Source organism: Rathayibacter sp. AY1E3, assembly GCF_002932235.1.
Lineage (GTDB): Bacteria > Actinomycetota > Actinomycetes > Actinomycetales > Microbacteriaceae > Rathayibacter.
Window position 1 is genome coordinate 77,138 of record NZ_PSVN01000013.1, and the last position, 14,770, is coordinate 91,907.

Sequence of the window (14,770 nt, forward strand, 5' to 3'; positions counted from 1 at the left end):
AGGATCGCTCCGGCGGGCCGTGGATCCGCGGATCCCGGTGCCCGCGGGGCGATCCTTCCTGCGGTCTGAGCACGGCGCGGCTCCGGCACCGCTCTGGCGCGGCTCGGACGGGCGCGGCAGGCTGGGGGGATGAGCGACGACGCGAAGCAGACCCTCCTCCGCTACCTGCAGGAGGGGCGCGACGCCCTGCTGCAGAAGCTCGACGGGCTCGACGAGTACGACGTGCGGCGGCCGCTGGTGGCGACGGGCACGAACCTGCTCGGCCTGGTGAAGCACGTGGCGGGCACCGAGGCGGGCTACCTCGGCGCCGTGTTCGGGCGGCCGTTCCCGGAGCCGATGCCGTGGATGGAGGACGAGTCGGAGCCGAACTCGGACATGTGGGCGACGGCCGACGAGTCCCTGGCCGACGTCGTCGCGCTGTACCGCCGCGTGTGGGCCCACTCCGACGCGACGGTCGCGGCCCTCCCGCTCGACGCTCCCGGGCAGGTCCCCTGGTGGACGAACCGCGACGTGACGCTGCACCGGATCCTCGTCCACATCACCGCGGAGACGCACCGGCACGCGGGCCACGCCGACATCGTCCGCGAGCTGATCGACGGGCGGGTCGGGCTCCGGACGCCCGGCGACAACCTCCCGCCGGTGCCGGAGGAGTGGTGGCCGGAGTACCGGGAGCGCCTCGAGTCGCTGGCGCGCGCCGTCCGCGACCGGGGCTGACGTGCCGGCGTCCGTCGGCACCGCGGTCACGCCCGCGCGCGCGGCCCGGCTGCTCGACGAGCTCGATCCCGCGACGGAGGCGGCGCTCGACGCGGCCCTGGGCGGTCGCGGTCGGGGCCGGGCCGCCTTGCAGCGGCGCCGCGACGGGGCGTCGCCGGAGGAGCGGAGGCAGCGGGCCGCGCTCGAGCGCCGGGCGTTCAGCGCGGAGGCGGACCCCGCTGCGCTCGAGGAGCTGGCACTGCTGCGGGCGCAGCGCCGCGAGCGGGAGGAGGCGCTCGACGCCGCGGTCGCGGGACTGGCCGCGCCCGCCGGACCCGCAGCGGCCCAGGGCCGGATCGGCCTCGGGACGGCGAGCGGCCGGGGCGGGACGCGCCGTGACCGGACCGGCTGGGACGAGACCGGCCGGGACGAGGTCGGCCGTGACGAGACCGGCCGGGACGCGGCGCCCGGCTGGGGCGAGCGCAGTGAGACCACCGGAGGCGACGACGCCGACTCCCGCACCTCCGCCACGCCCCGCCCGCGCCGCCGCCTCGGGGTGATCGCCGCCCTCGTCGCCGTGCTCGGGCTCGCCGCCCTCGGCACGGCCGCCTCCGTCGCGCTGGCCCCTCGCCCGTCGCTGGAGGTCTTCACCGAGCCCTGGGCCGTCCCCGACGACGTCGCCACGCGCCCGCTGTCGACCCTCGCGAGCCTCCGAGTCTTCCACTGGGGGCCGACGCGCTACCTGGGCAGCATCGCCGGAGTCGACTACTTCGCCACCCTCAGCCTCGACTCCTTCTCGGCCGCGGAGCTCGCCGACGAGTCCGTCTGCCTCTACGGGCTCGCGCGCTCCGACGGCGACGTCGTCGTCACGGACTGCGCGGCGACCGCCGACTTCGTCGCGAGCGGCATGACCCTCTCGCCCGACGACTACCAGGGCGACGCGGGCGGCGCCGGAGTCGCCTGGGGTCCGACCGGAGGGATCCGCTCGGCCGGCTGAGGCGGCGGGCGCGCCCCGGGGGGTCGGGCCCGCCGCGTCGACGCCCGCTCCACCAGCGGCATCGGCACCAGCACCCGCTCTCCCGGAGCGCCGCTGAGCAGCAGCTCGACCGCCCGGCGGCCCATCTCCTCGTGCGGCAGCGCCACGGTCGTCAGCCCGGGGCGGAGGTAGGCGGCCAGCTCGTCGTCGTCGAACGACACCACGGCGACGTCGCCGGGGATCGAGAGCCCCGCCTCCGCGACCGCCTGGTAGGCCGCCTCACGCCGAGCGGCTTCGGGCACGACGGCGCGGGCGGACAGGTCGCCTTCGCCGACCCGGACGCGGGAGTCGGCTTCGCGTTCCTCACCAACCGGATGGAGGGGGTCGGCGACGTGCGCGCGACCCGCGTCGTCGAGGCGCTCGCGACCGCGCTGCGACTGCCCGTTCCGCGCGGACTCTGACCCCTCCGCCCCACCCCCGTCAAGGGGTGGGGCGCCCGGTCGGCGCCGTCCTAGCGTCGGGGGACAGGCCGACCGGAGGGGCGGTCCGGGATCCAGGGGAGGGCGAGATGCAGAAGCTGTACTACGCGAGCGGATTCGTGCTGCTGGGCGACGAGGTGTGCTCGGCGGTCGTCGAGTACGCGCAGGCGCTGGCGAACGTGGGGAAGTCGGACCTGGTCGTGGTGCCGTCGCTCTCGGACGAGGGGCTGCGAGGCGAGACCCGTCTCCTGGTCGGGCCGGCCAGCCAGCTCTTCACCAGCCCGGCGCTCGACCGCGGCGTCGACCTCGACGACCCGGAGGCGGTGGAGTCGATGCGCGAGAAGACCCGACGGCTCCAGCCCGCGCGGCCGACCGTGCAGCCGCGCGGCGAGGGCGACGACAGCGAGGACGACGGCGGGACCGACTACCTCTGACGCCTCAGGTGTCGAGCGTGGTGCTGGGGCGCTCGCCGAAGCGGTGGGCGTACGAGGCCGAGAACCGGCCGAGGTGCGCGAAGCCCCAGCGCCGTGCGACCTCGCTGACGCTGACGACTCCGGACTCGCCCGCCCGCAGCTCCTTCTGCACGCCGTCCAGCCGGATCCGCCGCAGGTAGTCGACCGCGGTGAAGCCGAACTCGCGCCGGAACTCGGTCTGCAGCGTCCGCAGGCCCATGCCCGCCGCGTCGGCGATCTGCTCGGTCCGGAGCGGCTCGTGGGCGTGCTCGTACATGTACTCGATAGCCTGGCGGAGGCGCCCCGAGCGGGGTACTCCGAGGTCGCCGGGAGTGTCCAGCGTCGAGTGCGGGAAGGTCTCGAGCAGGGCGACGGCGACCGCGCGGTCGGCCTCGCGGCGCAGCAGCGGCGAGCTGTCGGCGTCGTAGATCACCCGGGCGACCGTCGCGACGGTCGCCGACCAGCGCCGCAGCGCCGCGCCCTCGGGTCGTGCGGTGGTGTCGAAGAGGAGGGGGCCGCGGGTGCCCTCGACCTCCTCCGCGATGCCCTCGAGGTACGCGCCGTCGAAGTGGATGAGGTTCTGGCGGTAGTCGTGGAACTCGAACCGGCTGGGACGGTCGTTGACGAAGATCGCCGGCTGCCCGAATCCGAGGGTCACCGCGTCGCCGTCGAGATCGGTGACGCCCGCGCCGGCGGTCAGCCACGAGACGACGTACTCGCCCTCGGTCTGGATCGAGCCCTGCACGGAGCCGGCGAACTGGCTGCCGCGGAGCGTCACGTCGCCGTCGCCGACGGAGGTGTAGCGGTACGAGAAGTCCTCGCCGGGCTCGACGACGAAGCGGTGCCCGTTGTACGACTGCTCGAAGAGGGCCCGCGCCTGCTCGATGTCACGCCCGCCGATGTCGGAGCGCATGACCTCGTCCTTCTCGTTCATCCCGATCAGGGTCGCACGAGGAGCGCTCCTCACCGCGTGCCCCGAACGGGGAATTCGTTAAGCGGATAAACCAGTCGCGGGTCCGGCGGCGCGGGTCATGGCCTGGACGGTCGCCGCCTGGAACTGCGTGAGCAGCACCACGGTGTGCCGCGCTCCGGCATCCACGGCGAGCGAGAAGGTGGCGCCGGCCGGAGTGGCCCGCCAGGAGCGGATGTCGCGGGTGCCGACGCGGGTCGAGTCGCCGGTGCCGGCGCTCCGCAGCACCAGGGAGTCGGGCAGGACGCAGAGCGCGCCCGTCACGCCGTCGACAGTGGAGGAGCACTCGAAGCCTGCGTCGTCGTGCACTGCACCGGCGAGCTCGACGAAGTCGGTGACCTCCATCGGCTCGTCGTCGTCGCGCCTGGACACGGCGCGCTCAGGCAGCGTGCGTGAGCCCGGAGGACTCGGGCTGCTGCGCCGGCTCGGTGACGATCCGCAGGCCCCGGCCGCTGTTGGCCTCCTCCATCAGTGCGCGCACCCAGGTGGCGTTGATCGCCGGCATGCGGCTTCCGTGGAACGAGAACTGGAGAGGGATGGTCGGGTGCAGCCAGAGCGTCTGGCGTCCGGTGCCGTGCGCGCTCGAGGCGTCGAGCTGGAAGGCGAACGCCTCGTCGCGACGGAACTTGTTGATCATGACGATCTGGAGGTGCGCGAGCGCGCGGTCGTCGATCTCGTGCGAGGTGGGGGGAGTGCCGTAGAGGAGAGCGCCCATGGTGCGTGCCGCCGTTCTGTGCTGTGTCGCGGGTGCCGGCCGCGACGGTGAGGTGCCCCGGCGAGTGCCGCCGGGAGGGGGAGTGCGAGATGGTGGGGGTGTTCGTGGGGAGCAGGACCCGGGGTGTGCTGTGCCGCCGAGTCGAGTGTCCGGAGTGTCGATCCGGGGGTGCCGGGCTCCGGGATGTCGAGCCCGGATGCCGTCGCGCCGAGCCGTCGATCCCCGCTGACGCCTGCTCTGCAGGCCCGTGGAGTCGGGCGGTCGGGCCGTCCCTCCGGCTGTTCTCCGAAAGTACGCCCCTCGTTCGGAGGGCACGTGCCGCTATCCGGAATGCGAAGCAGTGGCCCCGGCCGCCGGGCGGACTCCCAGCCGGGCGACTCCGGGCCTCAGTTGCGGGTGCCTCCGAAGGGCGGTGCGGCTGCGTCGAGACACGCGCTCGTGCGCGAGACGCCGTCTCGACGGCGGCGGTGTGTCGGGCGGGCCGACAGTGTCTCGGCGGGGCGGGTGGAGCCGGAGGAGGCGTGACGGTGCGCTCACTTGAGAGGGCGTGGGGCTCCGTCGAGACGCCGCGCTCGCGCGAGACGCCGTCTCCGCGGCGGTGTCCCGGCGTACGCGGGAGCGGGAGGGTGCGCTCCTGCGCGAGTCGTCGCGCCGCCGCTCCGGCGGGGGCGCCGGCTCAGAAGGCGTAGCGAACGCGGCAGTAGGGGAGGCGCTCGGCGAGGAGGGCGCGGAAGCGGTCGAGGGCCGCGCGCTTGAGGTCGCGTCGGTAGCGGATGTTGACGGCGCCGTTCTCGGAGACCTTCTGCTCCTGGCGTCCCGGCTGCCAGAGCAGCGACTCCGCCTTCGGGTGCCAGCCGAGGTTCACCTCGTGCAGGCCCTCGTTGTGGGTGAGGAGGATCACCTCGGCCGCGAGCTGCGCCTTCGCCCGCGGGTGGAGGGCGGCGTCGAGCTGGTCGAAGAGCTCGGTCCAGTCCTGCTGCCAGGTCTCGGTGAGGATCACGGGCGAGAAGTTGACGTGCACCTCGTAGCCGGCGTCGACGAAGTCGTTGATCGCCGCGATCCGCTCGGCCATCGGCGAGGTGCGGATGTCGGTGACCTTCGCCGTCTCGGCGGGCATCAGCGAGAACCGGACGCGGGTGCGCCCGAGCGGGTCCCACCCGAGGAGCTCGCGATTGACGTACTTGGTCGCGAAGGACGCCTTGGCGGTGGGCGACATCCGGAACAGCTCGCAGAGGTCGCGGACGTTCTCGCTCAGCAGCGCATCGACGGAGCAGTCGCTGTTCTCGCCGATGTCGTAGACCCAGGCCTCCGGGTCGCACTGGTTCGCCTCGGCCTTGGGGCCCTGCTTGCCGATGTGCCGGGCGAGGTGGCGCTGGATCTGCTCGATGTTCGTGAAGAGCGTGATCGGGTTGCTGTAGCCCTTCCTCCGCGGCACGTAGCAGTACACGCACGCCATGGCGCAGCCGTTGGCGGTGGAGGGGGCGATGAAGTCGGCCGAGCGGCCGTTCGGGCGCGTGACGAGCGACTTCTTCACCCCGAGCACGAGCGCCTCCGTCTTGATGCGCACCCAGCGCGCGACGTTCGCCTCGTCGCCGTGCACCTCCGGGATCAGCCAGTGCGACTCGACGGGCACGATCTCGGCGCCCGGCCAGCGCGCCACGACCTCCTGCCCGCGGGGCAGCTCGAGCGCGGCCGGCTCGGCGTAGATCCGCCGGATGTCGAGCAGGCGCCGCTCGCGGACCGGCGCGGACGCGGGGTTCGGAGCGGTGTCGGACATGAGTCCGTTCTACCGGCGACCACCGACATCCGCTGAGCAGGGCTGTCGCCCGCCGCGCAGGTCCTCCGCCCGCCTGCAGGAACCGTTGCGCCGCTCCCTCAGGATGGAGGCATGCCCTCCTCCGCCGACCGCTTCCGCCGCGCCGCCGTCGAGCTCGCGCAGACCTCCGAGCGGCAGGTCGAGTGGGCGCTCGCCGTCACGGAGGATGCGCGCCTCCTCGCCCTGATCGACGAGCTGCCCGCGCAGCACCGGCAGCCGTCCCTGCTCTTCTCGGTCGCGCGGCTGCTCGGCGTGCCCGACGTCGACGGCGCCGGATTCGCCGCGTGGCTCCGGAGCGAATGGGCGCGGGTGGCACCGATCGCCGCCGAGCGGAGGACGCAGACCAACGAGGCGCTGCGGTGCGCGCCCCTGGTCGCGGCGCTGGAGCGGATCACGGAGCCCGGCGAGCCGGTGGCGCTCGTCGAGATCGGCGCCTCCGCGGGGCTCTGCCTGGCGCCGGAGCGGTACTCCTACGCCTTCACGGCGAGCGACGGCGAGACGAGGCTCGGGTCGGGCGCGCCTCTGCTGCGGTGCGCGGTGAGCGGAGGCGCGGCGCCGGCACGGCTGCCGGTCGTCGCGTGGCGCCGGGGGCTCGACCTGGCGCCGCTCGACGTCCGCTCGCCCGAGGACGTCGCCTGGCTGGAAGCGCTGCTCCCGCCCGACCGCCCGGAGCGGACCGCGCGGCTCCGCTCGGCCGTCGAGACTCTGGAGGACGACCCGCCCACGATCGTCGCGGGCGATGCGGCCGCCGAGCTGCCCGCCCTGCTCGACGCAGTGCCGCCGGGTCTGCGGACGGTGGTCGTCTCGCTCGGGACCCTGGTCTACCTTCCGTGGGCCGCGCGCGAGAGCGTCCTGGCGACGGTCGCCGATCGCGGCGCGAGCCTGGTGACGCTCGAGACGGAGGCGCTGCTCCCGCACCTCGTCGCCGCGCGCGGGGAACGCACGGCCCCCGAGCCGACCCCGTTCCTGCTCGCCGCCGACGGCGTCCCGCTCGCGAGCGCGGCCGCCCACGGCGGCACCCTCTCCTGGCTGGCCTGAGCCGCGCTCCCGCGCCGGGTGCGGGGTGCCCGAAGCCCGGGAGGCGCCCGGCGCCCGGTGCTCGCTCCGCCCCGATCCTCAGCCCACTGTTCAAGAGTTGTCGCGCTCGGCGTCGAGTGCGACAACTCCTGGACTCTCGCGGAGGGGAGGACGGCCGAGCGCAGGACTCAGAGCTCAGAGCCAGAGCTCAGAGCGTCCAGCTCCCAGCGCCCAGCGCCCTACAGCCCGTCGACGACGAGCTGCGTCGCGCGCGGGACGTACGAGGTGTTCGTCGTCGGGTCCCAGCCCACGAGCGCGACCGCGTCGCCGCCGACGCGCGCGGTGATGCCCACGAGCGAGAACGGCTTGCCGCCCACGGCTCCGGACACCTTCCAGCCGAGCGTCTCGTCGGCGCCGGTCAGCGTCTGCTCGGTGCGCTCGACGGTCGTCTCGACCGGCACGCCCTGCATGGCGAAGAGCGTCGAGCCGGAGGCGCAGCGCGTGGTCGCGTCGGTGGCGCTCGCGAGGAGCGAGGCGGCCGCGTCGGCGGTGCCGGTGCTCGACACGACGGCGGTCATGGAGCGGTCGGCGCTGGTGCCGTACGAGAGTCCGGCGGCGGGCTGCGCGGTGTCCCAGCCCAGGCCGAACGGCGAGAGGCAGCTGGCGTCGGTCGCGGTGAGGCCGGGGTAGATCGAGTCGAGCATCTCCTGGATGCTCGCGTACTCGCCGGGCATGAACTGCACGCCGGTCAGCACGGCGGCCACCTGCTCGCCGGTCTTCTGAGCGGTGTCGGCGGCAGGGGCGGCGGCCGTCGCGGTGGCGGACGGGGCGGCCGACGACGAGGGGAGCGTCGGAGTGAACGGGCGGAGGGTCGATCCGCTCGTCGCGGTCCCCGCGCAGCCCGAGAGGGCGAGCAGCAGCGCGCCTCCCATCAGAGTCGTGCGCAGCAGTGTCTTGGACATCATGTCTCCCCCTTCGCCCGCCGGCGCCGCACCGGGGCGCCTGAGGCTAGCAGAGCCCCGCGTCCCGGAGGCGGCCCGGCGCCGCCCGCAGGACGGAGGCGGCCCGGTGGCACCCGCAGATCGGAGGCGGTCCGGCAGCGCGTGCAGATCCGAGTCGGCCCGGCCCCGCCCGCACGACGAAGCCCGGAACCCCGAACCCACGCCTCCGACGGCCGCTCCCGCCGCCTCCGCTCCGCCGCTCAGATCTCCGTGTGCCCGAGCTCGGCTCCCGCGAGCAGGCGGATCTCCGGCTCGGCGATGCCCTCCAGCTCCAGCACCACGACGCGGTTGCGGCCGGCGCGGGTGACCGGCGAGGGGACGATCAGCGTCCGCTGCGGTCCGCGGCGCCAGTAGCGCCCGAGGAGGAAGCCGTTCACCCAGACCAGTCCCTTGCCCCAGTGCAGCGTGTCCACGTAGAGGTCGGCCTGCTCGTCGAGATCGAACGAGCCGGAGGCGAGCTGCGGTCCGGCCGAGAACGCCGGCGCCGCGACGGCCAGGTCGGGGAGGCACTCCAGCGCGAGGGCACGCGCCGCCCAGCCGGTCAGCGGGGCGCCGTCGAGCGTCACGCCTCCGATCAGGCCCTTGTGCTCGCCGATGCGTGTGCCGTAATTCACCCGGCCCTGGTTCTCGACCAGGATCGCGAGCTCGCCGCGTCCGCTCGGCAGAGTCAGCGCCCGCTCGTGGTGGTCGCGCGCCAGCACGCCCACCGGCACGCCGTCCAGCAGCACCCAGGCGCGGTCGCGCACCTCCTCGCCCACCACGAGGCGGGCCGGAGCGGAGGAGCCGTCGAGCGTCGTCGTGAAGAGCACGAAGCCGTCGTCGTGGCCGAGGTCGTCGAAGCTGGCCATCGCGTCGAGGTGCGCGGCCGGTCCGAACGCCTGGCCGAGGCCGAGGAGCGCCGGGCCGGGGACGAGCGGAGCGGTCAGGGCGGGGGCCGGCGGGCGCACCGCGGGCACCTCCTCCGGCACCGGCGCGTAGCGCGCGATGACGTCGCGGAACGCCCAGAACTTCGCGGTCGGGTCGCCGCCCTCGTCGAGCGGGGCGTCGTAGTCGTAGCTCGTCGTGATCGCGGCGTAGCGGCCCTTGTCGTTCGCGCCGCTGGTCAGGCCGAAGTTGGTGCCGCCGTGGAACATGTAGATGTTGACCGAGCCGCCGGCCGCGAGCAGGGTGTCGAGCTCCTGGGCGGAGGCGTCGGCGTCCGTCGTGTGGTGCTGGGTGCCCCAGTCGTCGAACCAGCCGCACCAGAACTCCATGCACATCAGCGGACCGGTGGGCTGGAACTCGCGCAGCGTCGCGAGGCGCTCCGTGGTCCGCGAGCCGAACGAGCCGGTCAGGTGCAGGCCCGGGAGGCTGCCGTCGGCGAGCATCTGCGGAGTGGGCTGGTCGATGGTGGTCAGCGGGACCGTGATGCCGGAGTCGCGGGTCACCCGCACGAGCTCGGCCAGGTACTCCTTGTCGGAGCCGTACGCGCCGTACTCGTTCTCGATCTGCACGAGGACCACGGGCCCGCCGGCATCGATCTGGCGCGGAGCCACGATCGAGTACACGCGGCGCAGGTAGTCGCTGACCGCGGCGAGGTAGTTCGGCTCCGAGCGGCGCACGCCCACCTCGGGGTCGCGGAAGAGCCAGGCCGGGAGGGCGCCGTTGTCCCACTCCGCGCAGATGTAGGGGCCGGGGCGCACGATCGCGTGCATGCCCTCGGCGGCGATCAGGTCGAGGAAGCGGCCCAGGTCGAGCCCGGCGTCCTCGCGCCACTCGCCGCGGCGCGGCTCGTGCGCGTTCCAGGCGACGTAGGTCTCGATGGTGTTCAGGCCCATCAGGCGGGCCTTGCGGATCCGGTCGGCCCAGAGGTCCGGGTGGATGCGGAAGTAGTGCAGCGCCCCCGACAGGATGCGGTGCGGGCGGCCGTCGAGCTCGAAGTCGGCGGTGCCGATGGCGAAGCGGCTCTCGGGAGCGGTGGTCATCTGGATCCCCCTCAGGATCGGTGCCCGGAGTGTCCGAGCGTGAGAACGACGCGGGGCCGACCGGAGCGATCCGGCCGGCCCCGCGTCGAGCAGTGGTGCTACTCCGAGACGGTGAAGCCCTGCGCGTTGCCGTACTGGACGAGCTTGCTCTGCCAGTCGGCGAGGCCCTGGTCGAGGCTGGTGCCGTTGGCGTACGCCTGGCCGACGGTGTCGCCGAAGACGCTGTTCGCGTACACCTGGTAGGGCAGGTACGACCAGCCGGAGCGGACGTCCTTCGAGGCCTGGGTCAGCACCTCGTTGATCTTCTGGCCGCCGAAGTACTCCGACTCCTGACCGGTGAAGTCCGAGCTGTCGAGGTCAGCGGTGGTCGACGGGAATCCGCCGCTCTGCAGGAAGACGTCGACCGAGGCCTGGTCGCTGTTCAGCCAGCGCAGGAACGCGGCGGCCAGCGCCGGGTTCTCGCTCTGCTTGGTGACGGACTGGCCGCCACCGCCGTTCTCGGCGCTGACGGCGGTGCCGTCGTAGGTCGGGATCGGCGCGACGGCCCAGTCGCCGGAGGCGTCGGGGACGCTGGACTCCAGCACGCCGGGCATCCAGGCGCCGGTCACCAGGGAGGCGATGGAGCCGTCGGCGAGGCCCTTGTACCACTCGTCGCCCCAGGCGGGGGTGTCCGAGAGCAGCTTCTTCTCGACCAGCTGGTTCCAGACGCCGGTCCACTTGGCGGTGCCCTCGTCGGCGAGGTCGATCTTCACGTCCGTGCCGTCGGTGGTGAACGGCTCGCCGCCCGCCTGCCAGATCATGCTGGTCGCGAAGCCGGCGTCGCCGGTGTCGGCGGTGATGTACTTCGACGGGTCGGCGGTGTGCAGCTTCTCGGCCGCGGCCACGTACTCGTCCCAGGTGGCGGGGACGGCGATGCCGTACTGGTCGAAGACGGTCTTGTTGTAGAACAGCGCCATGGGGCCCGAGTCCTGCGGGAGGCCGACGAGCTTGCCGTCGATGTTGACGCTGCCCCAGGTGGAGGCGGAGTACTTGTCCTCGAGGTCGCCCATGCCGTACTGCGACAGGTCGAGGAGCGAGTCCGACAGCGCGAACTGCGGCATGGCGTAGTACTCGATCTGGACGACGTCGGGGGCGCCCGAGCCGGCCTTGATCGCGTTCTCGAGCTTGGTGTACTCGTCCTTGTTGGTGCCGGCGTTGACGAGCTCGACGTCGACCTTCGGGTAGGCCTTCTCGAACGCGGCGACCTGCGCCTCGGCGCTGGGGGTCCAGCTCCAGTACGTGATCTTGCCACCGGCCTCGAGGGCGGAGTCGAGGTCGGCGGCGGAGCCGGCGCTCGTGGTCGTGCCGCCACCGGAGGTGGACGAGCAGGCCGCGAGGGAGCCGGCGGCCAGGGCCGCGACGGCCGCGACCGTCAGGGTCCGCCTGAGGGCGGAACGGGCGATCTTCATGGTGGTGTTTCCCTTCACTTCTTCGTGCTGCGGGTGCTGTGGACGGGGCAGGACGCTCCGGCCGGGGGATGGGTAGGGGGAGGGCTCAGCCCTTGACGCTGCCGGCGCTCAGACCGGACTGCCAGAAGCGCTGGAGTCCGAGGAAGGCGACGACGATGGGGATGATCGTGAGGAGCGAGCCCGTGATCACGAGGTTGTAGATCGGCTGCGCGCTGACGCCGGTGGCCTGCGCGTTCCACTGGTTGAGGCCGACGGTGAGCGGGTACCAGGTGGGGTCGCTCAGCATGATCAGCGGGAGGAAGTAGTTGTTCCAGGTCGCGACGACCGAGAACAGCAGCACGGTCACGATGCCGGGGGCGAGGAGGCGGATGGAGATGGTGAAGAAGGTGCGGAACTCGCCCGCCCCGTCCATCCGCGCCGCTTCGAGCAGCTCGGTGGGCACCGACTCCACCGCGTAGACCCACACCAGGTACAGGCCGAACGGGCTGATCAGCGAGGGGATGATGATCGCCCACGGGGTGTTGGTCAGGCCGAGCTGGCTGAACATGAGGAACGTCGGGACGGCGAGGGCCGTGCCGGGGACCGCGATCGCTCCGAGCACCACGGCGAAGACCGCCTTGCGGCCCGTGAAGCGGAACTTCGCGAGGCCGTAGCCGGCGAGCGTGGCCAGGAGCGTCGCTCCTCCGGCGCCGACGACGACGTAGAGCAGGGTGTTGCCGAGCCAGCGGAGGAAGATCCCGTCGCGGTAGCTGAGGGTGTCGGCGATGTTCTGGAAGAAGACGAAGTCGCCGTCGAACCAGAGGCCGAAGCTCGAGAGCAGGCCGGCCTGCGTCTTCGTCGCGTTGATGACCAGCCAGGCCAGCGGCACGAGGCTGTAGAGGATGAAGACCGACATCAGCAGGGTGAAGGCGATCGACTTCTTGGGCTGCACCGAGGAGCCGCGGCGGGCGGCCGGGCGCTTCGGGGCGCGGGCGGGCGTCCGGGGAGCGGTCGCGAGGGCCATCAGTTCTCCTTCCGCGCGCCGCGGAGCTGCACGACGTAGGCGATCACCGCGGTGATCACGCCCATGACGATGGCGACCGTGGCCGACGCGTTGTACTGCTGACCGGCGAAGGACAGGTTGTAGGCGTACATGTTCGGGGTGAAGTAGGTGGTGATGATGTTCGGCGCCAGCGTCCGGAGGATGTTCGGCTCGTTGAACAGCTGGAAGCTGCCGATGATCGAGAAGATCGTGGCGATGACGATCGCGCCGCGCAGGGCGGGCAGCTTGATCGAGCGGATGACGCGCATCGGGCCGGCGCCGTCGATCTCGGCCGCCTCGTAGAGCTCGCCGGGGATCGTCTTCAGCGCGGAGTAGAAGATGAGCATGTTGTAGCCCACGAACTCCCACGTGACGATGTTGCCGATCGAGGCGAGGATCCAGTCGCGCGAGAAGGGCTGGACGACGTCGGAGCCGAGCAGGTCGTTGACGTTCGCGGCCAGGCCGAAGTTGTCGCCGTAGATGAAGCCCCACATCAGCACCGCGACGACCGCGGGGACGGCGTAGGGGAGGAAGACCACGATGCGGAAGAAGCCGGTGCCGTGGAGGCGGCCGCTGTCGATCGCGAGGGCCGCGACGAGGGCCAGCACGAGCATCACGGGGACCTGCACGACGAGGAACAGCAGGACGCGGCCGAAGCCCTCCCAGAAGTTCGGGTCGGTGAAGATCGCGGCGTAGTTCGCGAAGCCGACGAAGGAGTTGCCGCCCACCAGCTGCTCGCGGAAGAGGCTGAGGTAGATCGAGTAGACGACCGGGGCGATGAAGACCAGGAGGAAGACGACGAGGAAGGGTGCGACGAACGCCAGGCCCTTCCACTCGCTCTTCGCCCGCGACTTCGGGGCCGCGAGGGGGGACGCCGGAGGGGCGACCTCGCTCAGCGGGACGGGGGGAGACGTCGTCGTCATGGGATTCCGTTCGGGGAGTAGTGCGGGCCCGTCATGTTCACGTCAACATGGCAGAGCGTCACCGTAGCATGTCCACGTCGCCACCCGCGACTGTTCCTGCGTCACGGTTCGGCGCACGATGCACCACGGCTGACGGGCGGCGCGCTATAAAGGGAAGCCCATGTCACTCGAGACCGACCGCCCGTCCCCGTCCACCCGGCCGCGACGCGGCGTCTCGATGGCCGACGTGGCCCGGCGCGCGAACGTCTCGGGCCAGACGGTCTCGCGGGTGTCGAACGGCAAGCAGAACGTCGACGGCGAGACGCGCGAGCGGGTCCTCGAGGCGATGCGGGCCCTCGGCTACCGGCCCAACAGCGCGGCGCGGGCACTGCGGACGGGCCGCTTCCACAGCATCGGCGTGATCATGTTCACGCTGTCCTCGTTCGGCAACATGCGCACCCTCGACGCCATCGCGATCGCGGCCGCCGATGCGGGCTACTCGATCACCCTCATCCCCGTCTCCCACCCCACCCAGGGCGAGGTGTCGGTCGCGTTCCACCGGCTGAGCGAGGAGGCGGTCGACGGCGTCATCATCATCGTCGAGGCGCACCTGCTCGACGAGGCCGACATCGTCCTCCCGCCGGACCTGCCCGTGGTGGTCGTCGACTCCGCCGGCGGCGAGAAGTACCCGGTGGTCGACACCGACCAGATGTCGGGCGCCCGCCAGGCCGTCGAGCACCTGCTCGGACTCGGACACCGCACCGTGCACCACATCGCCGGCCCGGACCGCTCCTACTCCGCCGAGCGCCGCCACGAGGCGTGGGAGTCGACCCTGATCGAGCGCGGCGCCCCGGTGCCGGAGGTGCTGGTCGGCGACTGGTCCACCGACTCCGGCTACCGCCTCGGCAAGCGGCTCGCCGCCGATCCGGAGGTCACCGCGATCTTCGCCGCCAACGACCAGATGGCGCTCGGCGTGCTGCGCGCCCTGCACGAGGCCGGACGCGCCGTGCCCGGCGAGGTGAGCGTCGCGGGCTTCGACGACATGCAGGAGTCGGCGAGCTTCTGGCCGCCGCTGACGACGGTGCGCCAGTTCTTCGGCGACACGGGCCGCCGCTCGGTCGACATCCTCCTGCGCGAGCTCGAGTCGGGCGAGCGCACCGGCGTCTCGCTCGTGCCGACCCGCCTCATCGTCCGCGAGAGCACCGGCCCGGCCCCCGCCGCCTCCTGACGCTTCCGCGGAGCCGGCCCCGCCGAGCCCTCCCGCCCTTCCGCTGATCGAGGAGCCGGCCCCGCCGGCGTATCGAGATCCCCTGCAC

General features: G+C 72.7%; 15 protein-coding genes and 1 pseudogene. 6 read left to right on the top strand and 10 right to left on the bottom strand.

Annotated elements, in window-relative coordinates:
• Positions 1 to 129 precede the first annotated feature (129 nt).
• The gene (locus C5C53_RS11970; protein ID WP_104267648.1) at positions 130 to 714 is read left to right on the top strand and encodes a DinB family protein; all 585 of its coding nucleotides are present in this window, start codon (positions 130 to 132) and stop codon (positions 712 to 714) included.
• Between the two features lies 1 nt (position 715).
• Entirely contained in the window at positions 716 to 1,690 is a 975-nt protein-coding gene (locus C5C53_RS11975) for a hypothetical protein (RefSeq protein ID WP_104267649.1), read from the top strand.
• On the opposite strand, the pseudogene C5C53_RS17610 reads toward C5C53_RS11975, so the two are convergent.
• Positions 1,621 to 1,917 (bottom strand): annotated as a pseudogene (locus tag C5C53_RS17610) (substrate-binding domain-containing protein); the annotation flags it as partial. The gene C5C53_RS11975 and the pseudogene C5C53_RS17610 sit on opposite strands and share 70 nt — an antisense overlap.
• On the opposite strand from C5C53_RS17610, the gene C5C53_RS17615 reads away from it, so the two are divergent.
• Positions 1,822 to 2,130: a serine hydrolase gene (locus C5C53_RS17615; RefSeq protein ID WP_146078844.1), complete on the top strand. Its 309-nt coding sequence runs from the start codon at positions 1,822 to 1,824 to the stop codon at positions 2,128 to 2,130. The pseudogene C5C53_RS17610 and the gene C5C53_RS17615 sit on opposite strands and share 96 nt — an antisense overlap.
• Before the next feature lie 107 nt (positions 2,131 to 2,237).
• The gene (locus tag C5C53_RS11985; protein WP_104223414.1) at positions 2,238 to 2,582 is read left to right on the top strand and encodes a hypothetical protein; all 345 of its coding nucleotides are present in this window, start codon (positions 2,238 to 2,240) and stop codon (positions 2,580 to 2,582) included.
• A gap of 4 nt (positions 2,583 to 2,586) precedes the next feature.
• Here C5C53_RS11985 and C5C53_RS11990 read toward each other — a convergent pair whose 3' ends face one another.
• The 4 genes from C5C53_RS11990 to C5C53_RS12005 form a co-directional block, all read right to left on the bottom strand.
• Entirely contained in the window at positions 2,587 to 3,534 is a 948-nt protein-coding gene (locus C5C53_RS11990; RefSeq protein ID WP_104267651.1) for an AraC family transcriptional regulator, read from the bottom strand.
• 57 nt (positions 3,535 to 3,591) lie between these two features.
• Positions 3,592 to 3,942 carry a hypothetical protein gene (locus C5C53_RS11995; RefSeq protein ID WP_104267652.1) on the bottom strand — a complete coding sequence of 117 codons (351 nt, stop codon included), beginning with the start codon at positions 3,940 to 3,942 and terminating at the stop codon, positions 3,592 to 3,594.
• 7 nt (positions 3,943 to 3,949) lie between these two features.
• Positions 3,950 to 4,285, bottom strand: coding sequence for an ATP-dependent DNA ligase (locus tag C5C53_RS12000; protein WP_104223411.1), 336 nt, complete (start codon positions 4,283 to 4,285; stop codon positions 3,950 to 3,952).
• A 676-nt stretch (positions 4,286 to 4,961) separates the two neighbouring features.
• The gene (locus tag C5C53_RS12005; protein ID WP_104267653.1) at positions 4,962 to 6,062 is read right to left on the bottom strand and encodes a spore photoproduct lyase family protein; all 1,101 of its coding nucleotides are present in this window, start codon (positions 6,060 to 6,062) and stop codon (positions 4,962 to 4,964) included.
• A gap of 111 nt (positions 6,063 to 6,173) precedes the next feature.
• On the opposite strand from C5C53_RS12005, the gene C5C53_RS12010 reads away from it, so the two are divergent.
• Positions 6,174 to 7,139: a DUF2332 family protein gene (locus tag C5C53_RS12010; protein ID WP_104267654.1), complete on the top strand. Its 966-nt coding sequence runs from the start codon at positions 6,174 to 6,176 to the stop codon at positions 7,137 to 7,139.
• Between the two features lie 218 nt (positions 7,140 to 7,357).
• On the opposite strand, the gene C5C53_RS12015 is transcribed toward C5C53_RS12010, so the two are convergent.
• From C5C53_RS12015 to C5C53_RS12035, 5 genes are all read right to left on the bottom strand, one after another.
• Positions 7,358 to 8,083, bottom strand: coding sequence for a hypothetical protein (locus C5C53_RS12015; RefSeq protein ID WP_146084674.1), 726 nt, complete (start codon positions 8,081 to 8,083; stop codon positions 7,358 to 7,360).
• A gap of 236 nt (positions 8,084 to 8,319) precedes the next feature.
• Positions 8,320 to 10,083, bottom strand: coding sequence for a beta-galactosidase family protein (locus tag C5C53_RS12020; protein WP_104267656.1), 1,764 nt, complete (start codon positions 10,081 to 10,083; stop codon positions 8,320 to 8,322).
• 98 nt (positions 10,084 to 10,181) lie between these two features.
• Positions 10,182 to 11,531, bottom strand: coding sequence for a sugar ABC transporter substrate-binding protein (locus C5C53_RS12025; protein WP_104223423.1), 1,350 nt, complete (start codon positions 11,529 to 11,531; stop codon positions 10,182 to 10,184).
• 85 nt (positions 11,532 to 11,616) lie between these two features.
• Positions 11,617 to 12,426 carry a carbohydrate ABC transporter permease gene (locus tag C5C53_RS12030; protein WP_258062773.1) on the bottom strand — a complete coding sequence of 270 codons (810 nt, stop codon included), beginning with the start codon at positions 12,424 to 12,426 and terminating at the stop codon, positions 11,617 to 11,619.
• 107 nt (positions 12,427 to 12,533) lie between these two features.
• Positions 12,534 to 13,475: a carbohydrate ABC transporter permease gene (locus C5C53_RS12035; RefSeq protein ID WP_104223405.1), complete on the bottom strand. Its 942-nt coding sequence runs from the start codon at positions 13,473 to 13,475 to the stop codon at positions 12,534 to 12,536.
• Between the two features lie 160 nt (positions 13,476 to 13,635).
• On the opposite strand from C5C53_RS12035, the gene C5C53_RS12040 reads away from it, so the two are divergent.
• Positions 13,636 to 14,682: a LacI family DNA-binding transcriptional regulator gene (locus C5C53_RS12040; RefSeq protein WP_146076621.1), complete on the top strand. Its 1,047-nt coding sequence runs from the start codon at positions 13,636 to 13,638 to the stop codon at positions 14,680 to 14,682.
• The last annotated feature ends 88 nt before the right edge of the window (positions 14,683 to 14,770 follow it).

Excerpts from the sequence above, each read along its gene's own strand:
- C5C53_RS12005 (WP_104267653.1), bottom strand. The coding sequence starts at position 6,062 with ATGTCCGACACCGCTCCGAACCCCGCGTCCGCGCCGGTCCGCGAGCGG.
- C5C53_RS12015 (WP_146084674.1), bottom strand. The coding sequence starts at position 8,083 with ATGATGTCCAAGACACTGCTGCGCACGACTCTGATGGGAGGCGCGCTG.
- C5C53_RS11990 (WP_104267651.1), bottom strand. The coding sequence starts at position 3,534 with ATGAACGAGAAGGACGAGGTCATGCGCTCCGACATCGGCGGGCGTGAC.
- C5C53_RS12020 (WP_104267656.1), bottom strand. The coding sequence starts at position 10,083 with ATGACCACCGCTCCCGAGAGCCGCTTCGCCATCGGCACCGCCGACTTC.
- C5C53_RS12010 (WP_104267654.1), top strand. The coding sequence starts at position 6,174 with ATGCCCTCCTCCGCCGACCGCTTCCGCCGCGCCGCCGTCGAGCTCGCG.
- C5C53_RS11970 (WP_104267648.1), top strand. The coding sequence starts at position 130 with ATGAGCGACGACGCGAAGCAGACCCTCCTCCGCTACCTGCAGGAGGGG.
- C5C53_RS11985 (WP_104223414.1), top strand. The coding sequence starts at position 2,238 with ATGCAGAAGCTGTACTACGCGAGCGGATTCGTGCTGCTGGGCGACGAG.
- C5C53_RS12040 (WP_146076621.1), top strand. The coding sequence starts at position 13,636 with ATGTCACTCGAGACCGACCGCCCGTCCCCGTCCACCCGGCCGCGACGC.
- C5C53_RS12025 (WP_104223423.1), bottom strand. The coding sequence starts at position 11,531 with ATGAAGATCGCCCGTTCCGCCCTCAGGCGGACCCTGACGGTCGCGGCC.
- C5C53_RS12030 (WP_258062773.1), bottom strand. The coding sequence starts at position 12,426 with ATGTCGGTCTTCATCCTCTACAGCCTCGTGCCGCTGGCCTGGCTGGTC.
- C5C53_RS12035 (WP_104223405.1), bottom strand. The coding sequence starts at position 13,475 with ATGACGACGACGTCTCCCCCCGTCCCGCTGAGCGAGGTCGCCCCTCCG.
- C5C53_RS12000 (WP_104223411.1), bottom strand. The coding sequence starts at position 4,285 with ATGGGCGCTCTCCTCTACGGCACTCCCCCCACCTCGCACGAGATCGAC.